Source organism: Bacteroides sedimenti, from assembly GCF_040365225.1.
In the GTDB taxonomy this organism is placed as follows: domain Bacteria; phylum Bacteroidota; class Bacteroidia; order Bacteroidales; family Bacteroidaceae; genus Bacteroides; species Bacteroides sedimenti.
On sequence record NZ_AP028055.1, the window covers coordinates 2,792,146 to 2,811,285 of the forward strand.

Sequence of the window (19,140 nt, forward strand, 5' to 3'; positions counted from 1 at the left end):
GCGATCCACCCTCTTCCTTATTTATATATATAGAGAGATTACTTAATCTCCCATTTATCTCCACTTAGCAAGAAATCTTCAAGAGTACGAGCCGGCTTCTTGGCACGAACCTCCTCAATCTGAGCATACACACACTCGTCGTAACTTGGACTTTCTACATCGCGAATCACACCCAAAGCAATCGGGAAATCAGGTCCTTCCATCAACGCAAGTTTCATGTGAAGCGTGTTATCTTCACAGTGTGCATTGTGCACCAGTATATCTTTTTCTGTGATGCCATTTTCACCCAGAGTAACAACTTTCAAACCGAAACCTTCCTGCATTAATCCTTTTTCATTATTTTCACCAAATAACATTGGTTCACCGTGTTTCAGATAAATAGCATTTTTAGCACGTCCTTCTTTAGTGGCAACAGCATTGTGGCAACCATCATTAAAAATAACACAGTTCTGCAACACTTCAACCACAGAAGCACCTTTATGTTTGGCAGAAGCTGTAAGTACCTCTATTGAACAGGCAGCATCAACATCCACACACCGTCCAAAGAACCTACCTCTAGCACCAAAAGCCAGCTCAGCAGGACGGAAAGGGTCTTCAACTGTTCCATAAGGAGATGACTTGGAAACAAATCCACGAGGCGATGTCGGCGAATATTGTCCTTTGGTTAACCCGTAAATCCGGTTGTTAAGAAGAACAATGTTGATATTCACATTTCGGCGAAGCGCATGAATAAAGTGGTTTCCTCCAATTGCCAGCCCATCACCATCACCCGAAATTTGCCAGACAGTAAGTTCCGGATTAGCCACTTTCACTCCTGTGGCAATTGCTGCGGCACGTCCATGAATAGTGTGGAATCCATAAGTATTCATATAGTATGGTAAGCGGGAAGAACATCCGATACCCGAAATAACGGCAGTCATATGCGGAGCAATACCCAGACCAGCCATTGCCTTGTGCAATGAATTTAGCAACGCATGGTCTCCACAACCCGGGCACCAACGTACATACTGATCACTTTTGAAATCTTTTGCTGTATATAATTGTTCGCTCATCTTACATCCCCTCCATCAATTTAGTAAATTCTTCTACAAGTCTGGTCACGTTAAAAGGTTGCCCTTTCACTCTGTTCAACTGACAAATATCCAATCCAGGAATTTTCATTCTCAAAAGGCCGGCAAACTGTCCCAGGTTCTGCTCAACAACCACGATCTTCTTAAATCCTTTGAGCACTTCTTCTGTATTCTTTGGTAGCGGATTGATATACTGGAAATGAGCCAGAGCCACCTTCTTTCCTTCTTCATGACATTTTTCCACAGCAGAATAAAGATGTCCGTAAGTTCCACCCCAGCCTACAACCAATAGGTCGGCATCTTTGTCGCCCTGAATTTCAATGTCCGGGATGCAGTTGGCAATATAATCAATTTTTGCCTGACGGGTTATTGTCATGCGCTGGTGATTATCAGGATCGGTAGAAATGGCACTGGTAACATAATCCTTTTCCAGACCACCCACTCTGTGCATAAATCCCTCCATTCCGGGAACAGCCCAGTAGCGAACCTGAGATATCGTATTACGTACGTAAGGTTTCCATCCTTCCTGCATCTCTTTAGTCACATAGTTCGGTTTGATTTCCGGATAGTCTTTCAGTGAAGGAATTTTCCAGGCTGCAGAACCATTAGCAATATATCCGTCAGTCAGAAGCATTACCGGAGTCATGTGCTCCAAGGCAATCTTAGCTGCCATATAGGCTGAATCAAAACAGTTAGTAGGAGATGTAGCAGCAATCACAACCAGTGGGCTTTCACCGTTTCTTCCGTAAACAGCTTGCAATAGGTCGGTTTGCTCACTCTTGGTTGGCATTCCGGTTGAAGGACCTCCACGTTGTACATTTACAATAACCAGAGGCAATTCAGCAATTACCGCCAGATTGATTGCTTCACTTTTTAGACAAACTCCCGGTCCGGAAGTGGTAGTTACTGCCAGATTTCCTGCAAAAGAAGCTCCAATAGCACTACATGCTCCTGAAATTTCATCCTCACACTGTACGGTAATCACACCTAGTTCCTTGAATTTGGCCAGGTTGTGGAGGATATCTGTTGCTGGAGTAATCGGATATGAACCCAGGAAGAGCTGGAGCCCTGCTTTTTCGGCTGCAGCAACAAGACCATAAGAGGTTGCAAGATTACCATTCACATCAGTATAGAATCCTTTTTCCTTTTCACCCTTCGATTCAACAATGTATGTTGAAACAGACGCGTGGGTATTATGACCGTAGTTGTATCCATCCGTCAGCACCTTGATATTTGCATCTGCAATGGTTGGTTTCTTTGCAAACTTCTCCTGAAGCATATGCATGGCATAATCTAAAGGTCGATTGAACAACCAGCATACCAATCCCAGCGCAAACATATTTTTGCAACGAATTGCCGCTTTATTGTCCAGACCGCTCTCTTTCAGGCTCTCTTTACACATGGATGTAATAGGAGCATCAATTACCTGCTGGGATAGCCCCAATTCTTTAAAGGGATCGTCAGTGACAAAGAGCGCTTTTTCCAAATCCTTTTTAGTGAAAGAATCAGCATCGATGATGATAATTGACTGTGGAGTGAGGTATTTCGCGTTTGTCTTTAAAGCAGCGGGGTTCATCGCGACCAGAACATCACATTTATCACCTGAGGTAAACACCTTTTTGGCTCCAATATGTACCTGGAAACCGGAAACGCCACTAATGGTGCCTTGCGGGGCACGGATCTCGGCCGGATAATCGGGGAATGTAGAAATATCATTTCCCAGCACCGCCGATAAATTAGAGAAAATGTTGCCGGCTAATTGCATTCCGTCTCCGGAATCACCAGAGAACCTAACAACCACCCTCTCTAATTCTTTAACTACCAATTCGTCTGCCATAACTTATTTTTTCTTTATAATTAGGTTTAATGTCACCAAAAAAGCATAAACAAAAGTAACTTTTTTCAATAAATCATTATTGAGTTACTTCTGTCTATGCATCCACAAAGTTCGGAAAGTTATGCGACTTGGCAAAATCTTTTCGTAACTATCTAAGTTTTAGTATTGAAACTATTTAATTATACTTCTTTTATACTATTATTGAGTTAGAATAATGTTACTCTTCTTCCATTGGAGACGACATATTGTCATCATTTCTTTTGTTTGGCTTGCTATATTTAGCCTTCATGTTCCCAAAATTGTACGTAAGTGTAAATCCGAATTGTCTACCCGAACGCCAGTTTTTTGAATCTTGAATGAAACCGGTTCCATAGCTAATAGTATGTTGAGAGCGTGAATTAAGAATATCGCGTGCGCTGATGCTCAGGCTTAGTTTTTTATTCATGAACGATTTACGCAAACCTGCATCCAAAACATAGTTTGACTTTTGTGTTCCCTGAGCCACCACCTGTCTGGCATTGTAGCTTCCGGTAGCCTGAAATGAAATAGAATAGGGAAGAATTACATTGGCAATCATCCTCGCATTCCAGGAAAAGTCCTCTTCCGGCTTCCCGACAACTGGCAGTAATCCATCTTGGGGCTGATAACTGAAACCATCAAGTTTATAATAGAAGAGATTAACGGTAGTGGTAAGATCTACTATTTTAAATAGTCTGTCTTTACCAACAAGCTCTACTCCTGCCGATTGTGTTTTAGCTATGTTATCATAAGTACTCTTCATCACGTTTCCATCCAGATATCTGATGCTTTGAATTACATCATCGGTGGTACGATAGTATCCGGAGAAAGAGAGTGTATGGGCATCCCAGTTTTTGATGTAATTCAGTTCGAATGCATTTGAGTATTCTGGTTTCAATTCCGGATTACCAAATGAAATATTAGCAGAGTCGGTGATATTCTTAAAAGAGTTGAGTATCATTCCTCGTGGACGAGAAATACGGCGTGTATAGTTCAGTTGCACTTCGTTATTTCCGGGTAGTACATATGAAATAAATGCACTAGGAAACAGGCTTAAATAATCTTTCTTGTAAGGAGTGCTATTTTGTGTGTAGTCCAAAGATTTAGTGTTTATCTTTGAATATTCTCCCCGGAGTCCTAACTGGTAACCCAGCTTCTTATCAACCTTGCCCGAATAAGTGGCATACAAAGCATGGATGTCTTGATTATAAATAAAACGGTTGTATAGAGCATTGTCAAAGTTGGCTGTCTCGGCAGTTAATCCGGAGTATGTCTCAACCGGGCTTTCAGATCTTCCGAGGGTTCCTTTGTAACCCGCCTCTATTTTAGCATTCTCATTGATCTTATTCATATAATCAAGCTGAAACTCCCAGTTATGACTATCTACATTGTTCAGCTGCTTTTGAAAAGAAGAAGCTTTCCGGTCGGAATAATAGGAAGTCTGATTATAGATGCCGGTATTGTCCATCTGCCATTTATTGTATGATGCCGTGAAGTCCAAATAGCTATTCTTGCTGAAATCGTGCTTGTACCCTAGCTCAAGATTGCCTCCGTTCATAGAGTTGTCGCTATCAGACCAGCGGAAACTTTTTGAGTATGAATTGGGAACATTGCTTAAATAATTGATTTCACTGCTATTCTTCATAGTTCCGAACATTCCGAATCCTCCCACAGTAAAGTGATTTGTCGGTGTAAGGTGATATGTTGCTCCACCTCTCAGGAACATACCAGAGTGTCCTCCATCCTGGCTGGAAGTCTGGTTCAGAAAAGTATCATCATTTGTTTCCAAGGTTCCTTGTGTGTTGGTTCTGTTGCTATAACCACCCCCTTTTCTTTGATGGTTGCGATAGCCAACACTGGCATAAGCATCCAATTTACTGCTGCTATAGTTGATGTTAAAGCTACCATTGTATCCTCCCTTGGTGTCAGCTCCAGCCTGAGCACTACCAAAATACCCCGCTTTACGATCTTGTTTCAATACAATATTAATAATACCAGCAGTTCCTTCAGGGCTATATTTTGCCGAAGGATTTGTAATTACCTCGATGCTCTGAATATTTTCTGCGGGCATTTGTTGTAGAATCTGAGCTCTATTGTCGGCTGTGATACCAGATGCTTTACCGTTAATCCATACTGTTACACTTGAATTTCCGCGTAAGGAGACATCTCCGTCAGTATTCACTTCAACAGAAGGAATGTTGCTCAGCACATCACTTGCAGATCCACCGGTTGAAGCTATATTCTGATCCACATTAAAGACCTTTTTGTCAATCTCAAATTTCATTTGCGCCTGTTGTCCTACAACTTCCACTCCTTTTAGCACATGACTATCTTCGTTCAAGACAATCACATTTAGATTTACTGTTTTTTTTGCTGAGGAAATGTTAATTTCCTTTTCAAAGACTTTATATCCGATATAAGACACACTCACCAGATATTTCCCATCTTTAAGACCTCCCAAGATAAAATCTCCGTTCTGGTCTGTCACTACACCCTTAATTAGTGAATTATTAGGTTTTGTTTTTACACTGACATTTACATACTGCAGGGCTTCTTTCGTTTTCGAATCAATTACCCTTCCTCTTACCCCTCCGATCTCATCGGAGGCTGCATTAGCTAATAAAGCAATCACTAGCATTAAAGTGCTCAATAACAATCTTTTCATCGTATAAATCCTTAAATTACTCGTCAAATAACTGCTTATTAGACTTGCGATTGAAAGGATGGTTTAATCAATCTGGCTTTTAAATGCTTAAAAAATCTTTTGTTAAGTCAACAAATTAATCTACCTTTGCGCATACTTTTCTGGCCCTGTAGTTCAATGGATAGAACAAAAGTTTCCTAAACTTTAGATCCGAGTTCGATTCTCGGCGGGGCTACTCTAAACTGCCCAATAGATTTCTATTTCATAAATCAAGGATCTCACAAAGGTTTAAAAATCACTCTTGACTCTGCCGCAAATTAAATGACGCCTACGAGCGGAACCAATTGAACCCGCCGAAAATCTTACGCCTTGTTTTTAAATTCTTTCGGCATGTTTTACCCAGTCTTAACTTATGTTTTATTTTTGCAAAGAATTAAATGCTGGCCTTTGCTGGAATCGACCTTTTTGTTCAGGGATATAAAGGTAGTTGATTGGTGTTATTCTTGACTATAGTTTAGACATTGCAATTACAAACGCCACATTATTTTCAGAATTGATTGGCAATATCCATCTCATCTCTAAGCCGACTTCATGTTTTATATGATTGCATTGACCGTCTTTGGTAAAATCATCTCTTATTCAACAACTCAGACCACTGTTAAATTTTCCAGGCATACAAGAGTAGAGAATCAATTTATTAATGAATTTGCCTCGAATTTCATGTTGTATTTATTCATTTGAATACATTATATTTTACAGTCAACAAATAAGTTTTTACTAGCTAATGATAAGGTTATTGGATTATTTGAGCACATATATAATTTATTCACTTTATTATTTCACTATAATCGGACTACATTCTGTATAATATATTTATTTCGAACAGAAATCAGGCTAAAATCCCCACAAGGTATAACCTTAGTACACAATCATATAACACTTTTTAACTATCTTCTTCGAACATCGAAAGAAAAACCTCACAACATCTTCTGTCTTACTATTTTATTTTTAGTGTTAGTTGGCTGATAATGAGCCGCGGGGAATTTAATCTCTCCCTCTATATATACAAAAATATGGCATAGTTGCCCGCACAATTATTCTCTCCAGAATATTCGTGTATTTACTTTCGTCCGCCAACAAAATTTTATAGGAAAGCTTGTTCCTAAAATTAACTAAATAATGATTAAATTTTTGTTTTAGTAATTCCCGGTAGCCTTTTTACAGAGTATATTATTTGGTTGAAAAGAGACTTTTAGCTATATTTGTGACTAAACCTTTGACCTTGTTGTTCAGCAACATAAATTCTGAAATGAGTGCCGGTCACTCCTTTGCTTTTGCATTAGTATATATTCAAAATAATAATATATAATCGAATAATAATGAGAAGTACTGCCTTTCACCCAATCAACCTGGGATTATCTAATTTTTGCACTTATCTGTTAAGTGCGTTGTTTATTGCCGGCAATCTAATTTTGCCACAATTATGTCATCTGATCCCTGATGGCGGGAGAATATTGCTCCCAATATATTTTTTTACACTAATTTCATCTTATAAATTCGGCATTCGCATCGGACTGCTCACAGCTCTGTTGTCTCCACTGTGCAACAGTTTACTGTTTGGTATGCCACCCCAAGCAGTTCTTCCGGTCATTATGATAAAATCAGTGTTACTTGCCATTTTTGCTGCCGGAATAGCCCACTATTCCAAAAAGGTATCTTTGTTTCATTTGGGATTAACGGTACTTGCCTATCAACTCACAGGCGGACTGGCTGAGTACATTCTTACAAATAGCTTACCTATGGCACTGCAGGATCTGAGAATTGGATTCCCAGGAATGATTATCCAAATTATTGGTGGTTGGTTCATTCTGAAAAAACTGGCAGAGTATGAATTCTAAGAGTTTTGAAGAGGTTACCGCTCGAATAAAACAAATAGAGTTTGATGAACCGTTTGATATGATTGTAGCTGTAGCCAATGGTGGTATTATTCCTGCGGCATTGCTAAACCAGAGACTTAATCTGGAAATCCATCTTTTAAAGCTTAACCTGAGAGATCAGACCCAAAAACAACTATATGACGAACCAAGGCTATTGGAACCTATTGGATTTGATTTTGAAGGAAAAAGGATTCTACTGGTGGAAGACCGGATAAAGACAGGAACCACAATTAACTATGCTCGTGAGTTACTTTCAAATGCAGCTGTTGTTAAAACATTCGCCGTGAACGGCAATGCTGATTATTCTCTCTATAATGAGAGTTGCTTTAGATTTCCCTGGATTTTATAAATAAATAAAATGAAAAGACGAGATTTCTTACGCGCACTTGCGCTAACCGGCCTGGCAACGACCGTTGAACCTGGAAAGGCCTTTGATATGCTGATACAAACCGGTGAGAACGCTGCCGGTAATGCCTATGACATGGTAGCCGTCATGGGCGGCGAGCCCGAAGTGATGTTTCGCAGCGCAATAAAAGCAATGGGAGGAATGAGTAAATTCGTAAAAAAGGGATATAAAGTGGCCATAAAACCCAACATCGGATGGGATAAAACACCCGAAATGGCAGGAAACACTAACCCTAAACTGGTAAAGGAGGTCATAAAACAATGCTTTGATGCAGGAGCAAAAGAAGTGGTTGTGTTTGATCACACCTGCGACGACTGGCGGAAATGTTACAAGAACAGTGGTATCGAAGAGGCGGCAAAAGAAGCAGGAGCAAAAGTATTGCCGGCTCACGAAGAATCTTACTACCGCACCATCTCCTTGCCCAATGCCCTAAATCTAAAAACAGCCAAGGTACATGAAGCCATACTGGATAGCGATGTATGGATTAATATTCCTATCTTGAAAAACCATGGTGGAGCCAAGATGACCATCTCTATGAAAAATCTGATGGGGATTGTATGGAACAGAGGGTACTTTCATGCCAATAACCTACAACAATGTATTGCCGACATCAGTACACTCTCCAAACGTCCTGTGTTGAATGTAGTTGATGCATACCGGGTGATGAAGAGTAACGGACCAAGAGGAAAGTCAGCATCCGATGTAGTGCTGGCAAAAGGTCTCTTTGTTTCACAGGATATGGTGGCTGTAGACACGGCAGCCGTGAAATTCTTTAGCCAGATTACCGACATGCGGCTGGAAGATGTTGCGCATATTGCAAATGCTTCCAAGCTAAAGGTAGGAAATATGAACCTGGACAAGATGAAAATTAAACGAATAAAACTATAATTAATAATGTTACGAAAAATCCGAATAGCGATTGCACTCATCATGCTATCGCTACTTTCATTTTATTTCATTGATTTTGCCGGAATCGCACCAGTCGAGACAAAACTACTTACGAAAATTCAGCTGGTTCCGGCCTTATTGGCTCTAAACATCGGGGCAATAATCATTCTGCTGCTTCTCACCTTCCTTTTTGGTCGTGTGTACTGCTCGGTAATCTGTCCGCTGGGTATTTGGCAGGATGTAGCAGAATTTATATCCGGATTATTTAAACGGAAAAGAAAATATAAATTTCTTCCAACCAGAAACTTGCTGAGATATGGTATCCTTGGAGCGGTAACCCTGGCTTTCTTCTTAGGATTTACTTTCTTGTTAAGCCTTCTGGAGCCATACAGCATTTTCGGACGCATCGCTTCGAACATTTTTCGTCCGCTTTATCAAGAGGGGAATAACCTGCTGACAACTATACTCGGTTGGTTCAATAACTACAAACTCTATATGGTGGAAATAACCATCCGAAGCATCTTTTCCTTTATCATTGCCGGGATAAGTCTGCTGATTATCTCTTTCATGGGATATAGGTACGGACGCCTCTACTGCAACACTATCTGTCCGGTGGGAAGCTTATTGGGGTTCCTTTCAAAATATTCTCTTTTTAAGGTACGTATCGACAAAAATAAATGTAACAGTTGCGGAGTATGTGCCACCAAATGCAAAGCATCATGCATAAACAGCAAAGACCATCAGGTTGACTATAGCCGTTGTGTCACTTGTTTCAACTGCCTTGAATCTTGTAAAAAGGATGCTATCAGCTACGACTGGTCATTAAAAACAGCAGCAAATGAAAAAGGACCAAACAGCGGCAGAAGATCGTTTATGGCTGTCACTGGTGCCGGATTAATCACTATTCCCTTAGCCAAAGCAAAAAACACAGCAGCTCTATTAAACGGAAAAAAGGCATTTAAAAGGAAACAGCCACTCTCTCCACCGGGATCGGTCAGCGCAGAGCATCTACTCAGCCATTGCACCGCTTGCCATCTATGCGTAAGCCGATGTCCATCTCATGTCTTAAAGCCGGCTTTCACAGAATATGGTCTTGGAGGAATAATGCAACCGATGATGAGCTTTGAAGAGGGATTCTGTAACTACGATTGCACTGTTTGCTCACAGACTTGTCCCAACGGAGCAATATTGCCTCTCACCAAGGAAGAGAAACATCTTACTCAAACGGGCCGTGTAGTATTTACACTTGAGAACTGCATTGTGTACAGCTATGATACCGACTGTGGTGCATGTTCCGAACATTGCCCTACACAGGCCGTAACCATGAAACCTTACAAAGACGGGCTCACTATTCCTACCGTTGATCCGGATATCTGCGTAGGATGTGGCGGATGCGAATATGTTTGTCCAGCCGAGCCATTCAAGGCAATCAATGTTGAAGGTAATGCAGTTCAGCTAGAAGCAAAACCCATCAAGGAAGAAAAGGAAAAAGATATTAAAGTTGAGGATTTCGGATTTTAAGAGTACAAAAAGAATCAACGCAAATTTGGCTTATGCACAAAGATAATGTTTACAGAATTTAGGGATAAACCGCAACCATTGATACATTTCATTGACGTCGATGGGCGGCATATCTCACTTCACAGAGAAAACAAATCGTTGCAATGTAAAAAACAACTCTTGCTTCTGAACAGGAAATATAAGATAATCAGTTAAAGCTTTCCTCAGTCCTGATTCCAACAGACTATTCCTGCATATAGAATACAACATAAGAATGAAATAAAAAAGGCTGCCCCATTATTACAGAGCAGCCTTTTATTATTGAAGTTGATTGAATATTAATTATTCAAAGCTTTTGCATGTCTTTTAGCTTCTTTTTGTTGCATCATATATGCAACCGGAGCAGAAACGAAAAGCGAAGTAAGAGTACCGATAATGACACCCAGAATCATTGCGAATGAGAAGCTACGGATAGATTCTGCACCCAGAATGAAGATACACAAGAGCACAAGCAATGTACACAAAGATGTGTTTACTGTACGTGCCAATGTAGTATTCAATGAGTCGTTAAACAGCTCTGTACGATCGTGTTTCGGATATAGATGGAAGAACTCACGAACACGGTCGAAGATTACTACCTTATCGTTGATTGAGTAACCAATCACGGTTAGGATCGCTGCAATAAAGGTCTGGTCTATTTCCATAGAGAATGGTAATATTCCCCACAAGAGCGAATAGATACCAGAGATGATAACCACATCGACAGTCAGACCAACAATAGATCCTACGGAGAATGAGATATCCCTGAATCGTACCAAAATATAGAGTCCGATAGCAATCAGTGAAAGAACAACGGCAAAGATTGCACCGATTGTAATGTCTTTAGCTACACTAGGACCAACCTTGGTAGAACTGATGATGCTACCTCCGGTACGGATATCGGGGTTCTTGAATGTTTCAAGAGTTGTACCAGGAGTCAACAGTTTATCTTTTGTTGCGTCATAAAGCATTGTTTCAATATCATTGTCAACATTGCTTCCGCTTTCATTAATACGGTAGTTGGTGCTCACACGAACTTTCTTTCCGTCAGTTCCAATTGCAATAACATTAAGTGAAGTTTCGCCGAATTTCTTAGCTAATAGTTCTCTTACCTGTTCAGGAGCAACCTGTTTTTCGAACTGAAGTACATAGTTACGTCCACCGGTGAACTCAATACTTGGACTTAATCCGCGAACTGCCAAAGAGCCGAAGCAGACAATCAGAATAGCTCCCAATACGATAGCCACTTTCTTGTTTGTACCCATAAAGTTAAAGTGAGTATGCAGGAAGATCTTCTTTGACAGATTGGATGAGAATGGCAGGTTCAACAGTTTATCCCTGCTCATGAAGTGTTCGTAAACCACACGTGTCATAAACACAGAAGTAAAGAACGATGCAACCAAACCGATAATCAAAGTGGTTGCGAAACCTTTGATAGGTCCGGTTCCGAAGTAGAACAGAATAACACCAGTGATGATAGAAGTCAAGTTGGAGTCGAAGATTGCAGAGAATGCATTCTTATAACCGTCAAACAGCGAGTTTCTAACGCTCTTACCAGCTCTGAGCTCTTCTTTAGTACGTTCGTAAATCAATACGTTAGCATCCACCGCGATACCAAGTGTCAACACCATACCGGCAATACCTGAAAGAGTCAGTGCCGCCTGGAAGGAGGCAAGGATACCCAGGATAAAGAACATGTTAAATACCAATGCGCCATTAGCAATCATACCCGGAATGAATCCGTACATGAAGCACATAAACGCCATCAGCAGCACGATAGCCACAACGAATGAGAAAATACCGGCGTTGATGGATTCTTGTCCCAATGAAGGACCGATGATATCTTCCTGAACAATGTGAGCCGGAGCAGGCATTTTACCTGACTTCAATACGTTTGCTAAGTCTTTTGCCTCTTCTGGAGTGAAGTGACCTGAGATTTCGGAATTACCGCCTGTGATTTCGCTATTAACGTTTGGTGCAGAATATACATAACCGTCAAGTACAATAGCAATAGCCTTGCCAATATTTTGTTTAGTCATCAAAGCCCATCTTCTGGCACCTTCCTGATTCATTGACATGCTTACAGCAGGTTTGCCATATTGGTCATAGCTATCTTTTGCATTGGTAACCACATCACCTTCAAGCGGAGCACGTCCATTGCGTTCAGTAGATTTGATTGCATAAAGTTCGAAAGTATGACCTTTCTTGTCTGCCTCAGCAGCCTTAACACCCCATTTAAGTCTCAGATCCTTTGGAAGTTCATCCTGAACCTGCTTCATGGCTAAGTAACGGTTGATAGTAGCAGTATCCTTATTATTTGCATAACCTACTATACATCCATAGCCGCTGGTATTTGGCTGGAAGATTGATAATAAAGGATGTTCACCTTTTGCTTGTGCAGTTGCTGCAGTTCCTTTTTCATCCTTCTTCGCAGTTTTGCCTTTCAGTGCTGCAAGTAAGCTATCTTTTGCATTCACATTAGAAGCAGCCATAACAGATGAATCTTTTGCAAGAGAATCGGTTTTTGCGGTATCAGTTACTGCAATTTCCTTACCTTCAGCCAGCATACGAAGTTTGCTGTCAATAGATGTGAAGTAAGGAACAATCTCTTTTGAATCGTAAGTTTCCCAGAATTCAAGGTTAGCAGAACCCTGAAGCAGTTTTCTTACACGCTCTGGTTCTTTTATACCCGGAAGCTCAACCATGATGCGGCCCATTTTATCCTGTAAGCTCTGGATATTTGGCTGAACAACACCGAAACGGTCGATACGTGTACGGAGAACATTATATGAGTTATCGATTGCAGCTTTCACTTCTTCTCTCAGCACCTTCTCAACTTCTCCATCGGAAGATCTTTGAGTAACTTTATCTTTAAGTTGCTGGGTTGCGAATAACTCTGATAATCTGGCACCTGGAGCCAGTTTTTTATACTCTTTAATGAAAAGGGTGATGTAGTCAGATTGACTTTTTTCAGAGAGTTTTTGAGCAGAAGCCAGCGCCTTGTTGAACGCTTCATCCGTTTTGTGATCGGCAAGCGCCTTGATTACATCACCAACAGATACTTCAAGAATAACATTCATACCTCCCTTTAGGTCAAGACCTAAACTAATCTCCATTTCACGACACTGTTTGAGCGTATAATTACCCAACCACACCTTTTCGCTTGACAATGAGTCAAGGTATGCCTCCTCTAACTTTGAGTTTCCTTTTGCATACTCTTCCGCTTGCTTAACGTAGTGGCGGGTAACAAAAGAAAAAGAAAGATAGAACACACATACGAGTGTGAGTAATACCGCAAAAACTTTTACAAGTCCTTTGTTTTGCATTTTACTTTTAGATTTATATTACTAACTTTTAATTAATTTATACCGTATATAAGGCGCAAATATAGCTTTTTTTTCACTTTAATATAAAAAGTATAGCAAATATTTGAGTTTGGTTCCAAATTTGCTCTGATAAATTATGCTCTATAACAGTTTTTCAATAATAAACAATACATTACATTTTGAATATTTTATTGAAGTCCTCTGTTCTTTAGCATTGGTTCAAGCTTAGGTTCTGCACCACGGAAGCGCTTGTAAAGCACCATTGGTTCTTCACTTGCACCTTTCTCCAGCACATTGGAACGGAAATCTTTTGCCGTTGCCTGATCAAAAATTCCATGCTCTTTAAATGCTTCGAAGGCATCGGCATCGAGTACATTAGCCCACAGATAGCTATAGTAGCCAGCTGCATATCCTCCGATAATGTGATTGAAATAGGTGCATCTGTATCGGGGAGCAATCTCTGGGATTAGACCTATCTTATCCATTGCCTTTTTCTCAAAAGCCAAAATATCAAAGTTGTTTGCATCTTTCAAATTATGAAGTTCCATATCAAGAATAGCTGCGGCAAGAAGTTCTGTGGTCATGAACCCTTGGTTAAAATGTTTCTGTTTTGTTATCTTCTCAATCAGAGAATCAGGAATAATCTCTCCCGTCTTGTAATTCTTAGCATACATTTTAAGTACCGTTGGTTCTGTTGCCCAATGCTCCATAATTTGTGAGGGCAGCTCAACAAAATCACGGGTTACGTTAGTACCGGAAACTCCTACATAATTACACTTTGTCAAAAGTCCATGAAGAGCATGTCCAAACTCATGGAAAAGAGTCTCCACCTCATCAAGAGTTAACAGGGAAGGTACATCTCCCGATGGCTTAGTAAAGCTGCCCACATTACAAATTACAGGACGAACATCTCCATGTTGATCCTTGTAATTATTCATCCAAGCTCCTCCTCTTTTACCTGCCCGTGGGAAATAATCCACATAAAAGAGCCCCAGATGCTTACCATCACTATCTTTCACATCAAAGGCTTTCACATCAGGATGATAAACCGATACATTTTTCAGTTCGGTCAATGTAATGCCATACAGTTTTTTAGCAACAGCAAATGCTCCATCGCGTACATCTTCCAATTTAAAATAAGGTTTCAATTCTTCTTCGTTCAAATTGTATTTTTCCTGGCGCAGCTTTTCGGAATAGTACCACCAATCCCAAGCAGCCAGTTTCTGACCTTTATTCTCACGACTCATGATTGCCTGTAATTCGGCCGCTTCTTTTTTGGCATTAGCAATGGAATAACCCCACAGTTTATTCAGGAAGTCCATTACTGTGGTGGAATTCTTAGCCATATTTTCGTCTAGAACAAAGTTTGCATAACAATCAAAACCCAGCAGATTGGCTTTTTCCAGACGGAGTTTTACCACCTTGGAGAGAATCTCTTTATTATCATTCTTGTCTCCTTTGTTCGCCCGGTTTATGTAAGCAGTGTAAATCTGTTCACGCAGCTCACGGTTGTCAGCATATTGAAGGAAAGGCAAACGACTGGAATTTTGAAGGCTGAACACCCATTTTCCTTCTTTCCCAGCAGCTTTTGCATCTTCCGCAGCGCTCTGAATCAACCATGCAGGAAGCCCGGAAAGATCTTTCTTATCAGAAATAACAAGTTTGTAGGCATTGGTTTCATTCAACACATGATTGCTGAAATCAATCTCCAATGTTGATAGTTCTTTGTTGATTTCACGCAAACGAGCCTGCTTCTGTTCATCAAGAGCAGCCCCGGAACGGATGAAACGTTTATAGATTAACTCGAGAAGGCGTTCTTGCTCGCGTGTGAGATTTAACGTTTTTCTCTGCGCATAAAGAGTATCAACTCTTTTAAAAAGAGCTTTATTCAGATAAATATTATCGTTATGTTCTGAGAGCATTGGCGCCATCTTTACAGAAAGGGCAGTCAGCGAATCGTTGGTTTCAGCCTCAGTCAAGTTGAAAAATACACCACCTACACGACGCAAAATCTCTCCACTGTTGTCGAGGGCAACAATGGTATTTTCAAATGTAGGCTTCTCTTTGCTTGAAGCGATTGCTTCAATTTCCGCTTTTTGCTGACGGATACCTTCAATAAAAGCCGGTTCATAATGCCCGATCTTGATCTGATCAAAAGGAGGAGCATTAAAAGATGTTTTAAACTCGGATAAAAACGGGTTTAGTTCGTTCTTGCTAGCACAGGAGTAAGTCATACCGCAAATGGATAAAATAAACACTATTCTCTTTAGGTCCATAACTAAAATGTATTTTAAGGGTAACAATATTACTTTTTAATGCCAACATAGCACCAGATAGGATAATGATCCGATTCCTTGATACTTCTGTCGACAGTGCAGTTATACGCTACCAGATTTTTGCTAATTAATATATTATCTATCCGAAAATAGAAACGATGCTGGTTATAAGAGGTACCTAATCCTCTTCCGGAAGTAGTAAAAGCATCATCCAGTCCTTTAGAAATAACCCGGTGAGCATATGATATGGGAGTGTCATTAAAATCGCCGCAAACAATAATTGAGGTATGCTTGGAAGCTGCAATCACTTTCCGGATGGTATCAGCCTGCACCGCTCTGATTGCCGAAGCCTCGGCAAGCTTCTTCACTAAATGTCTCACCCCGTTTTTAACCTTCTGAGTTTCGGGAGATTTGATCATATCCACATAGGCGTCTTTATCTTCCTTTGTCAGTTTATTAGATTCTAAATGGTTGTTTACAACCGAAACAGTATCACCATTCACCAGAATTTCGTAAACGGCAGATCCGTTATATGTGCTTTTATATTCAATAGGACGGGCCGACAGGATAGGGAATTTTGAATAGCAGGCTACCCAGTTTCCAGTTCCATAAGCACTTACGTTGTTTTTACAATGATATGGATACTTGCTTAAAGCCCTGTTTATGTTTTCCTCTGTAAGCAGATGTTTATCAGATGAAAACTGAAACTCCTGCATGCAGACAATATCTGGATCTTTCTGCAGGATATATTTGATAATCGGATTTGGACTATCCTTGGTATGCTTTTTTAGCTTATTGAATCCCATTACATTATAAGAAAGTACTTTTATTGCATTATCAGGGATTTTTTTTGAACGAGTATTAACAGGTATATAGGTAAGAATCTGTCCAATGCACAGTACAAAACCACAAATCGGCACCAAGGCCCATTTAGTAGAAGTAAACAGCCAGAAAAAAAGAAAACAGAGATTGATAAACAGAAAAACAGGAAACACCAGTCCAATACATGATAACACAGGATGTACTGTTGGATTAATAATCCAAGGACTATATGCGGAGAATAAAAGTAAACCTATAAAGAACAGATTTACTGCCAGTAGCACATAAACCAAAGCTTTTCTCAGGCGTTTCATATGCTATCTTTTACTTGCATCAAAGAGTCTTTTTTTCTCTTCATTGGTCAAACTATCGTATCCCGATTTTTTAAGTTTATCCAGTATACGATCCACCTCATCGCTCTGAGCCTTCTTCTGTGCATTATAATCATAATCCGCACTACGCTTGTTCTTATTGTAATGCACTGTCATCTTTGGCTTACGGGCAGACTTAAATACACTACCACTAAACAGGTTTACAAATAGGTCAAGGATTCTATTTATCCAAGCCGTTACATCATGTCCTTTTTTCAGGCTTGCAGCAAACCACAGTCCGGCAAGAGCTCCTCCCAAATGAGCAATATGCCCCCCGGCATTGTCGGATGTAATAAAAAGAAGATCAGAAAGAATCATAATCAAAGCGATGTACTTCAAACGAATGGCTCCGAAAAGAAGCAGACGAACCTGATATTCGGGCTGACGGTAGGCTGTGGCCACTACGATTGCCAATACAGAAGCAGATGCCCCCAACATGTAAGAACCTTCTACAACCTTGCTGAAATATGGGAACAGGTTGAATGAGAGCATATAAAGTGCAGCACCACAAATACCTCCTAACAAATAAAGACCTCGAAGATGCTTAGCAGAGAAAAAGGAGAGAAAGAGTTGACCAAACCAGAAGAGCCACAGCATATTAAAAAGAATATGCAAAATATCGGCATGCATAAACATGTAGGTAAAAAGGCTCCATGGCTGATGCAGAAAGTTTTCCAGTGAAGCTGGAAACTCTCCGTATAAAAGAATACTTCCCCCACTCCGGTTGAAGAGTGTGAGAAGAATCAAAAACAGAGAGGTGATAATATACACAGCCGCATTTATATAAATCAGCTGAATAGCTATATTTCCCCGTTTAAATGAGTTTCTTAAATCAGTAATAATATGTTCCATTGCTTCCTCTGTTTTTTTTCTTTCTCCAATATATTATCAATATAAAGCCAAATATCATTCCACCCAGGTGAGCAAAATGAGCTACATTGTCGGCTGGATTGTTTGCAATACCCTGCATTAATTCAACTATGGCATATCCAGCTACAAAAAATTTCGCTTTGATTGGGAATGGAAAAGGAATAATAAACATTCTTTCGTTGGGAAAGAGCATTCCAAATGCCAGCAAAATACCATAAACCGCACCTGATGCTCCAACAGTATTTAGCTGGTTCAGAAATTCTTGCATTGGGACAATGAATCCCTCAGGAGTTTTTACTGGAGATGTCGAGAAGTCAACAATGTACTGAATGTATTGTACCAACTCCTGCATCAGTCCGGCACCAATACCGCATACTATATAATAAAAAAGAAAACGTTTCGGTCCCCAAATCTGCTCCAGAATACGCCCAAACATCCATACGGCAAACATATTGAAGAAAAGATGAGTGAAGCCACCATGTAAAAACAAATATGTTATAAGCTGAGCCGGATTGAAATTGTCGCCCATAAAAAAATGTAAGCCGAGATAATCGGATATATCGAACCCATATTTAAGAGCAACAATTCCTCCAAAGAAGAACAAGACATTTATTATAATCAGGTTTTTGGTGACAGTAGGCATATGGTACAGATTAATATTTAAGTCTGAGACAGATACATTATTTACGCAAAAATAGTAAATATTTCTGTTTTAAAGCATAAAACGCCCATTCTATTAGATTTTTTTCGTTTTCCGTCGTATTTTTTTAAGCTTTAAATTTGATTATTTGTTTTGTTAGTCTATATTTGTGAGGATTTTCGATTTATCTTTTAAGTTACATATTAATTAATCATTTACGAATTATGAATAAGGCAGAACTTATTAATGCTATTGCAGCAGGATCAGGCTTGAGTAAGGCAGATTCAAAGAAAGCTCTTGACGCTTTCATCTCTAGTGTATCAGATACTCTTAAGTCAGGTGAAAAAGTTTCTTTAGTTGGTTTCGGAACATTCTCTGTTAGTGAAAGAGGTGAAAGAACAGGTATCAATCCTTCTACTAAATCGCCTATCACTATTCCAGCTAAGAAAGTTGCTAAATTTAAAGCAGGCGCTGAATTGGCTGACGCTATCAAATAAGC

General features: G+C 40.0%; 13 protein-coding genes and 1 tRNA gene. 6 read left to right on the forward strand and 8 right to left on the reverse strand.

Annotated elements, in window-relative coordinates:
• Window positions 1–38: 38 nt before the first annotated feature.
• The 3 genes from ABWU87_RS11215 to ABWU87_RS11225 all read right to left on the reverse strand — a co-directional run bounded on the left by ABWU87_RS11215 (window position 39) and on the right by ABWU87_RS11225 (window position 5,590).
• Window positions 39–1,052: a 2-oxoacid:ferredoxin oxidoreductase subunit beta gene (locus tag ABWU87_RS11215; RefSeq protein WP_353330755.1), complete on the reverse strand. Its 1,014-nt coding sequence runs from the start codon at window positions 1,050–1,052 to the stop codon at window positions 39–41.
• Between the two features lies 1 nt (window position 1,053).
• Window positions 1,054–2,907, reverse strand: a complete 1,854-nt coding sequence (locus tag ABWU87_RS11220; RefSeq protein WP_353330757.1) for a 2-oxoacid:acceptor oxidoreductase subunit alpha — start codon at window positions 2,905–2,907, stop codon at window positions 1,054–1,056.
• Between the two features lie 217 nt (window positions 2,908–3,124).
• Window positions 3,125–5,590: an outer membrane beta-barrel family protein gene (locus ABWU87_RS11225; RefSeq protein WP_353330758.1), complete on the reverse strand. Its 2,466-nt coding sequence runs from the start codon at window positions 5,588–5,590 to the stop codon at window positions 3,125–3,127.
• A gap of 142 nt (window positions 5,591–5,732) precedes the next feature.
• On the opposite strand from ABWU87_RS11225, the gene ABWU87_RS11230 reads away from it, so the two are divergent.
• The 5 genes from ABWU87_RS11230 (at window position 5,733) to ABWU87_RS11250 (ending at window position 10,321) form a co-directional block, all read left to right on the forward strand.
• Window positions 5,733–5,804, forward strand: a tRNA-Arg gene (locus ABWU87_RS11230).
• Window positions 5,805–6,948: 1,144 nt separating this feature from the next.
• A complete protein-coding gene (locus tag ABWU87_RS11235) occupies window positions 6,949–7,467 on the forward strand; it encodes an ECF transporter S component (RefSeq protein WP_353330760.1) in 519 nt (172 codons plus the stop codon).
• Window positions 7,457–7,855, forward strand: a complete 399-nt coding sequence (locus tag ABWU87_RS11240) for a phosphoribosyltransferase (protein WP_353330762.1) — start codon at window positions 7,457–7,459, stop codon at window positions 7,853–7,855. The genes ABWU87_RS11235 and ABWU87_RS11240 overlap by 11 nt, the downstream gene beginning before the upstream one ends.
• Window positions 7,856–7,864: 9 nt before the next feature.
• Entirely contained in the window at window positions 7,865–8,800 is a 936-nt protein-coding gene (locus tag ABWU87_RS11245; RefSeq protein ID WP_353330764.1) for a DUF362 domain-containing protein, read from the forward strand.
• 6 nt (window positions 8,801–8,806) lie between these two features.
• The gene (locus ABWU87_RS11250; RefSeq protein ID WP_353330766.1) at window positions 8,807–10,321 is read left to right on the forward strand and encodes a 4Fe-4S dicluster domain-containing protein; all 1,515 of its coding nucleotides are present in this window, start codon (window positions 8,807–8,809) and stop codon (window positions 10,319–10,321) included.
• 317 nt (window positions 10,322–10,638) lie between these two features.
• Here ABWU87_RS11250 and secDF read toward each other — a convergent pair whose 3' ends face one another.
• The 5 genes from secDF to ABWU87_RS11275 all read right to left on the reverse strand — a co-directional run bounded on the left by secDF (window position 10,639) and on the right by ABWU87_RS11275 (window position 18,644).
• Window positions 10,639–13,665 carry a protein translocase subunit SecDF gene (gene secDF / locus ABWU87_RS11255; RefSeq protein WP_353330767.1) on the reverse strand — a complete coding sequence of 1,009 codons (3,027 nt, stop codon included), beginning with the start codon at window positions 13,663–13,665 and terminating at the stop codon, window positions 10,639–10,641.
• Window positions 13,666–13,853: 188 nt separating this feature from the next.
• Window positions 13,854–15,941 (reverse strand): M3 family metallopeptidase, encoded by a 2,088-nt coding sequence (locus ABWU87_RS11260; RefSeq protein ID WP_353330768.1) that lies wholly within the window; start codon window positions 15,939–15,941, stop codon window positions 13,854–13,856.
• A 29-nt stretch (window positions 15,942–15,970) separates the two neighbouring features.
• Complete coding sequence (locus tag ABWU87_RS11265; protein ID WP_353330770.1) at window positions 15,971–17,074, reverse strand: endonuclease/exonuclease/phosphatase family protein; 1,104 nt, start codon at window positions 17,072–17,074, stop codon at window positions 15,971–15,973.
• Between the two features lie 3 nt (window positions 17,075–17,077).
• Window positions 17,078–17,983: a rhomboid family intramembrane serine protease gene (locus ABWU87_RS11270; protein ID WP_353330772.1), complete on the reverse strand. Its 906-nt coding sequence runs from the start codon at window positions 17,981–17,983 to the stop codon at window positions 17,078–17,080.
• Entirely contained in the window at window positions 17,964–18,644 is a 681-nt protein-coding gene (locus tag ABWU87_RS11275; protein ID WP_353330774.1) for a rhomboid family intramembrane serine protease, read from the reverse strand. Before ABWU87_RS11275 ends, ABWU87_RS11270 begins: the two co-directional genes overlap by 20 nt.
• A gap of 221 nt (window positions 18,645–18,865) precedes the next feature.
• Here ABWU87_RS11275 and ABWU87_RS11280 point away from each other — a divergent pair, with 221 nt between their 5' ends.
• Window positions 18,866–19,138, forward strand: coding sequence for an HU family DNA-binding protein (locus ABWU87_RS11280; RefSeq protein WP_353330776.1), 273 nt, complete (start codon window positions 18,866–18,868; stop codon window positions 19,136–19,138).
• Window positions 19,139–19,140: the final 2 nt, after the last annotated feature.

Bases quoted from the DNA above. Each gene is read 5' to 3' on its own strand.
- ABWU87_RS11215 (WP_353330755.1), bottom strand. From the start codon at position 1,052: ATGAGCGAACAATTATATACAGCAAAAGATTTCAAAAGTGATCAGTAT.
- ABWU87_RS11265 (WP_353330770.1), bottom strand. From the start codon at position 17,074: ATGAAACGCCTGAGAAAAGCTTTGGTTTATGTGCTACTGGCAGTAAAT.
- ABWU87_RS11280 (WP_353330776.1), top strand. From the start codon at position 18,866: ATGAATAAGGCAGAACTTATTAATGCTATTGCAGCAGGATCAGGCTTG.
- ABWU87_RS11250 (WP_353330766.1), top strand. From the start codon at position 8,807: ATGTTACGAAAAATCCGAATAGCGATTGCACTCATCATGCTATCGCTA.
- ABWU87_RS11275 (WP_353330774.1), bottom strand. From the start codon at position 18,644: ATGCCTACTGTCACCAAAAACCTGATTATAATAAATGTCTTGTTCTTC.
- ABWU87_RS11225 (WP_353330758.1), bottom strand. From the start codon at position 5,590: ATGAAAAGATTGTTATTGAGCACTTTAATGCTAGTGATTGCTTTATTA.
- ABWU87_RS11245 (WP_353330764.1), top strand. From the start codon at position 7,865: ATGAAAAGACGAGATTTCTTACGCGCACTTGCGCTAACCGGCCTGGCA.
- ABWU87_RS11270 (WP_353330772.1), bottom strand. From the start codon at position 17,983: ATGGAACATATTATTACTGATTTAAGAAACTCATTTAAACGGGGAAAT.
- ABWU87_RS11220 (WP_353330757.1), bottom strand. From the start codon at position 2,907: ATGGCAGACGAATTGGTAGTTAAAGAATTAGAGAGGGTGGTTGTTAGG.
- ABWU87_RS11260 (WP_353330768.1), bottom strand. From the start codon at position 15,941: ATGGACCTAAAGAGAATAGTGTTTATTTTATCCATTTGCGGTATGACT.
- ABWU87_RS11235 (WP_353330760.1), top strand. From the start codon at position 6,949: ATGAGAAGTACTGCCTTTCACCCAATCAACCTGGGATTATCTAATTTT.
- secDF (WP_353330767.1), bottom strand. From the start codon at position 13,665: ATGCAAAACAAAGGACTTGTAAAAGTTTTTGCGGTATTACTCACACTC.
- ABWU87_RS11240 (WP_353330762.1), top strand. From the start codon at position 7,457: ATGAATTCTAAGAGTTTTGAAGAGGTTACCGCTCGAATAAAACAAATA.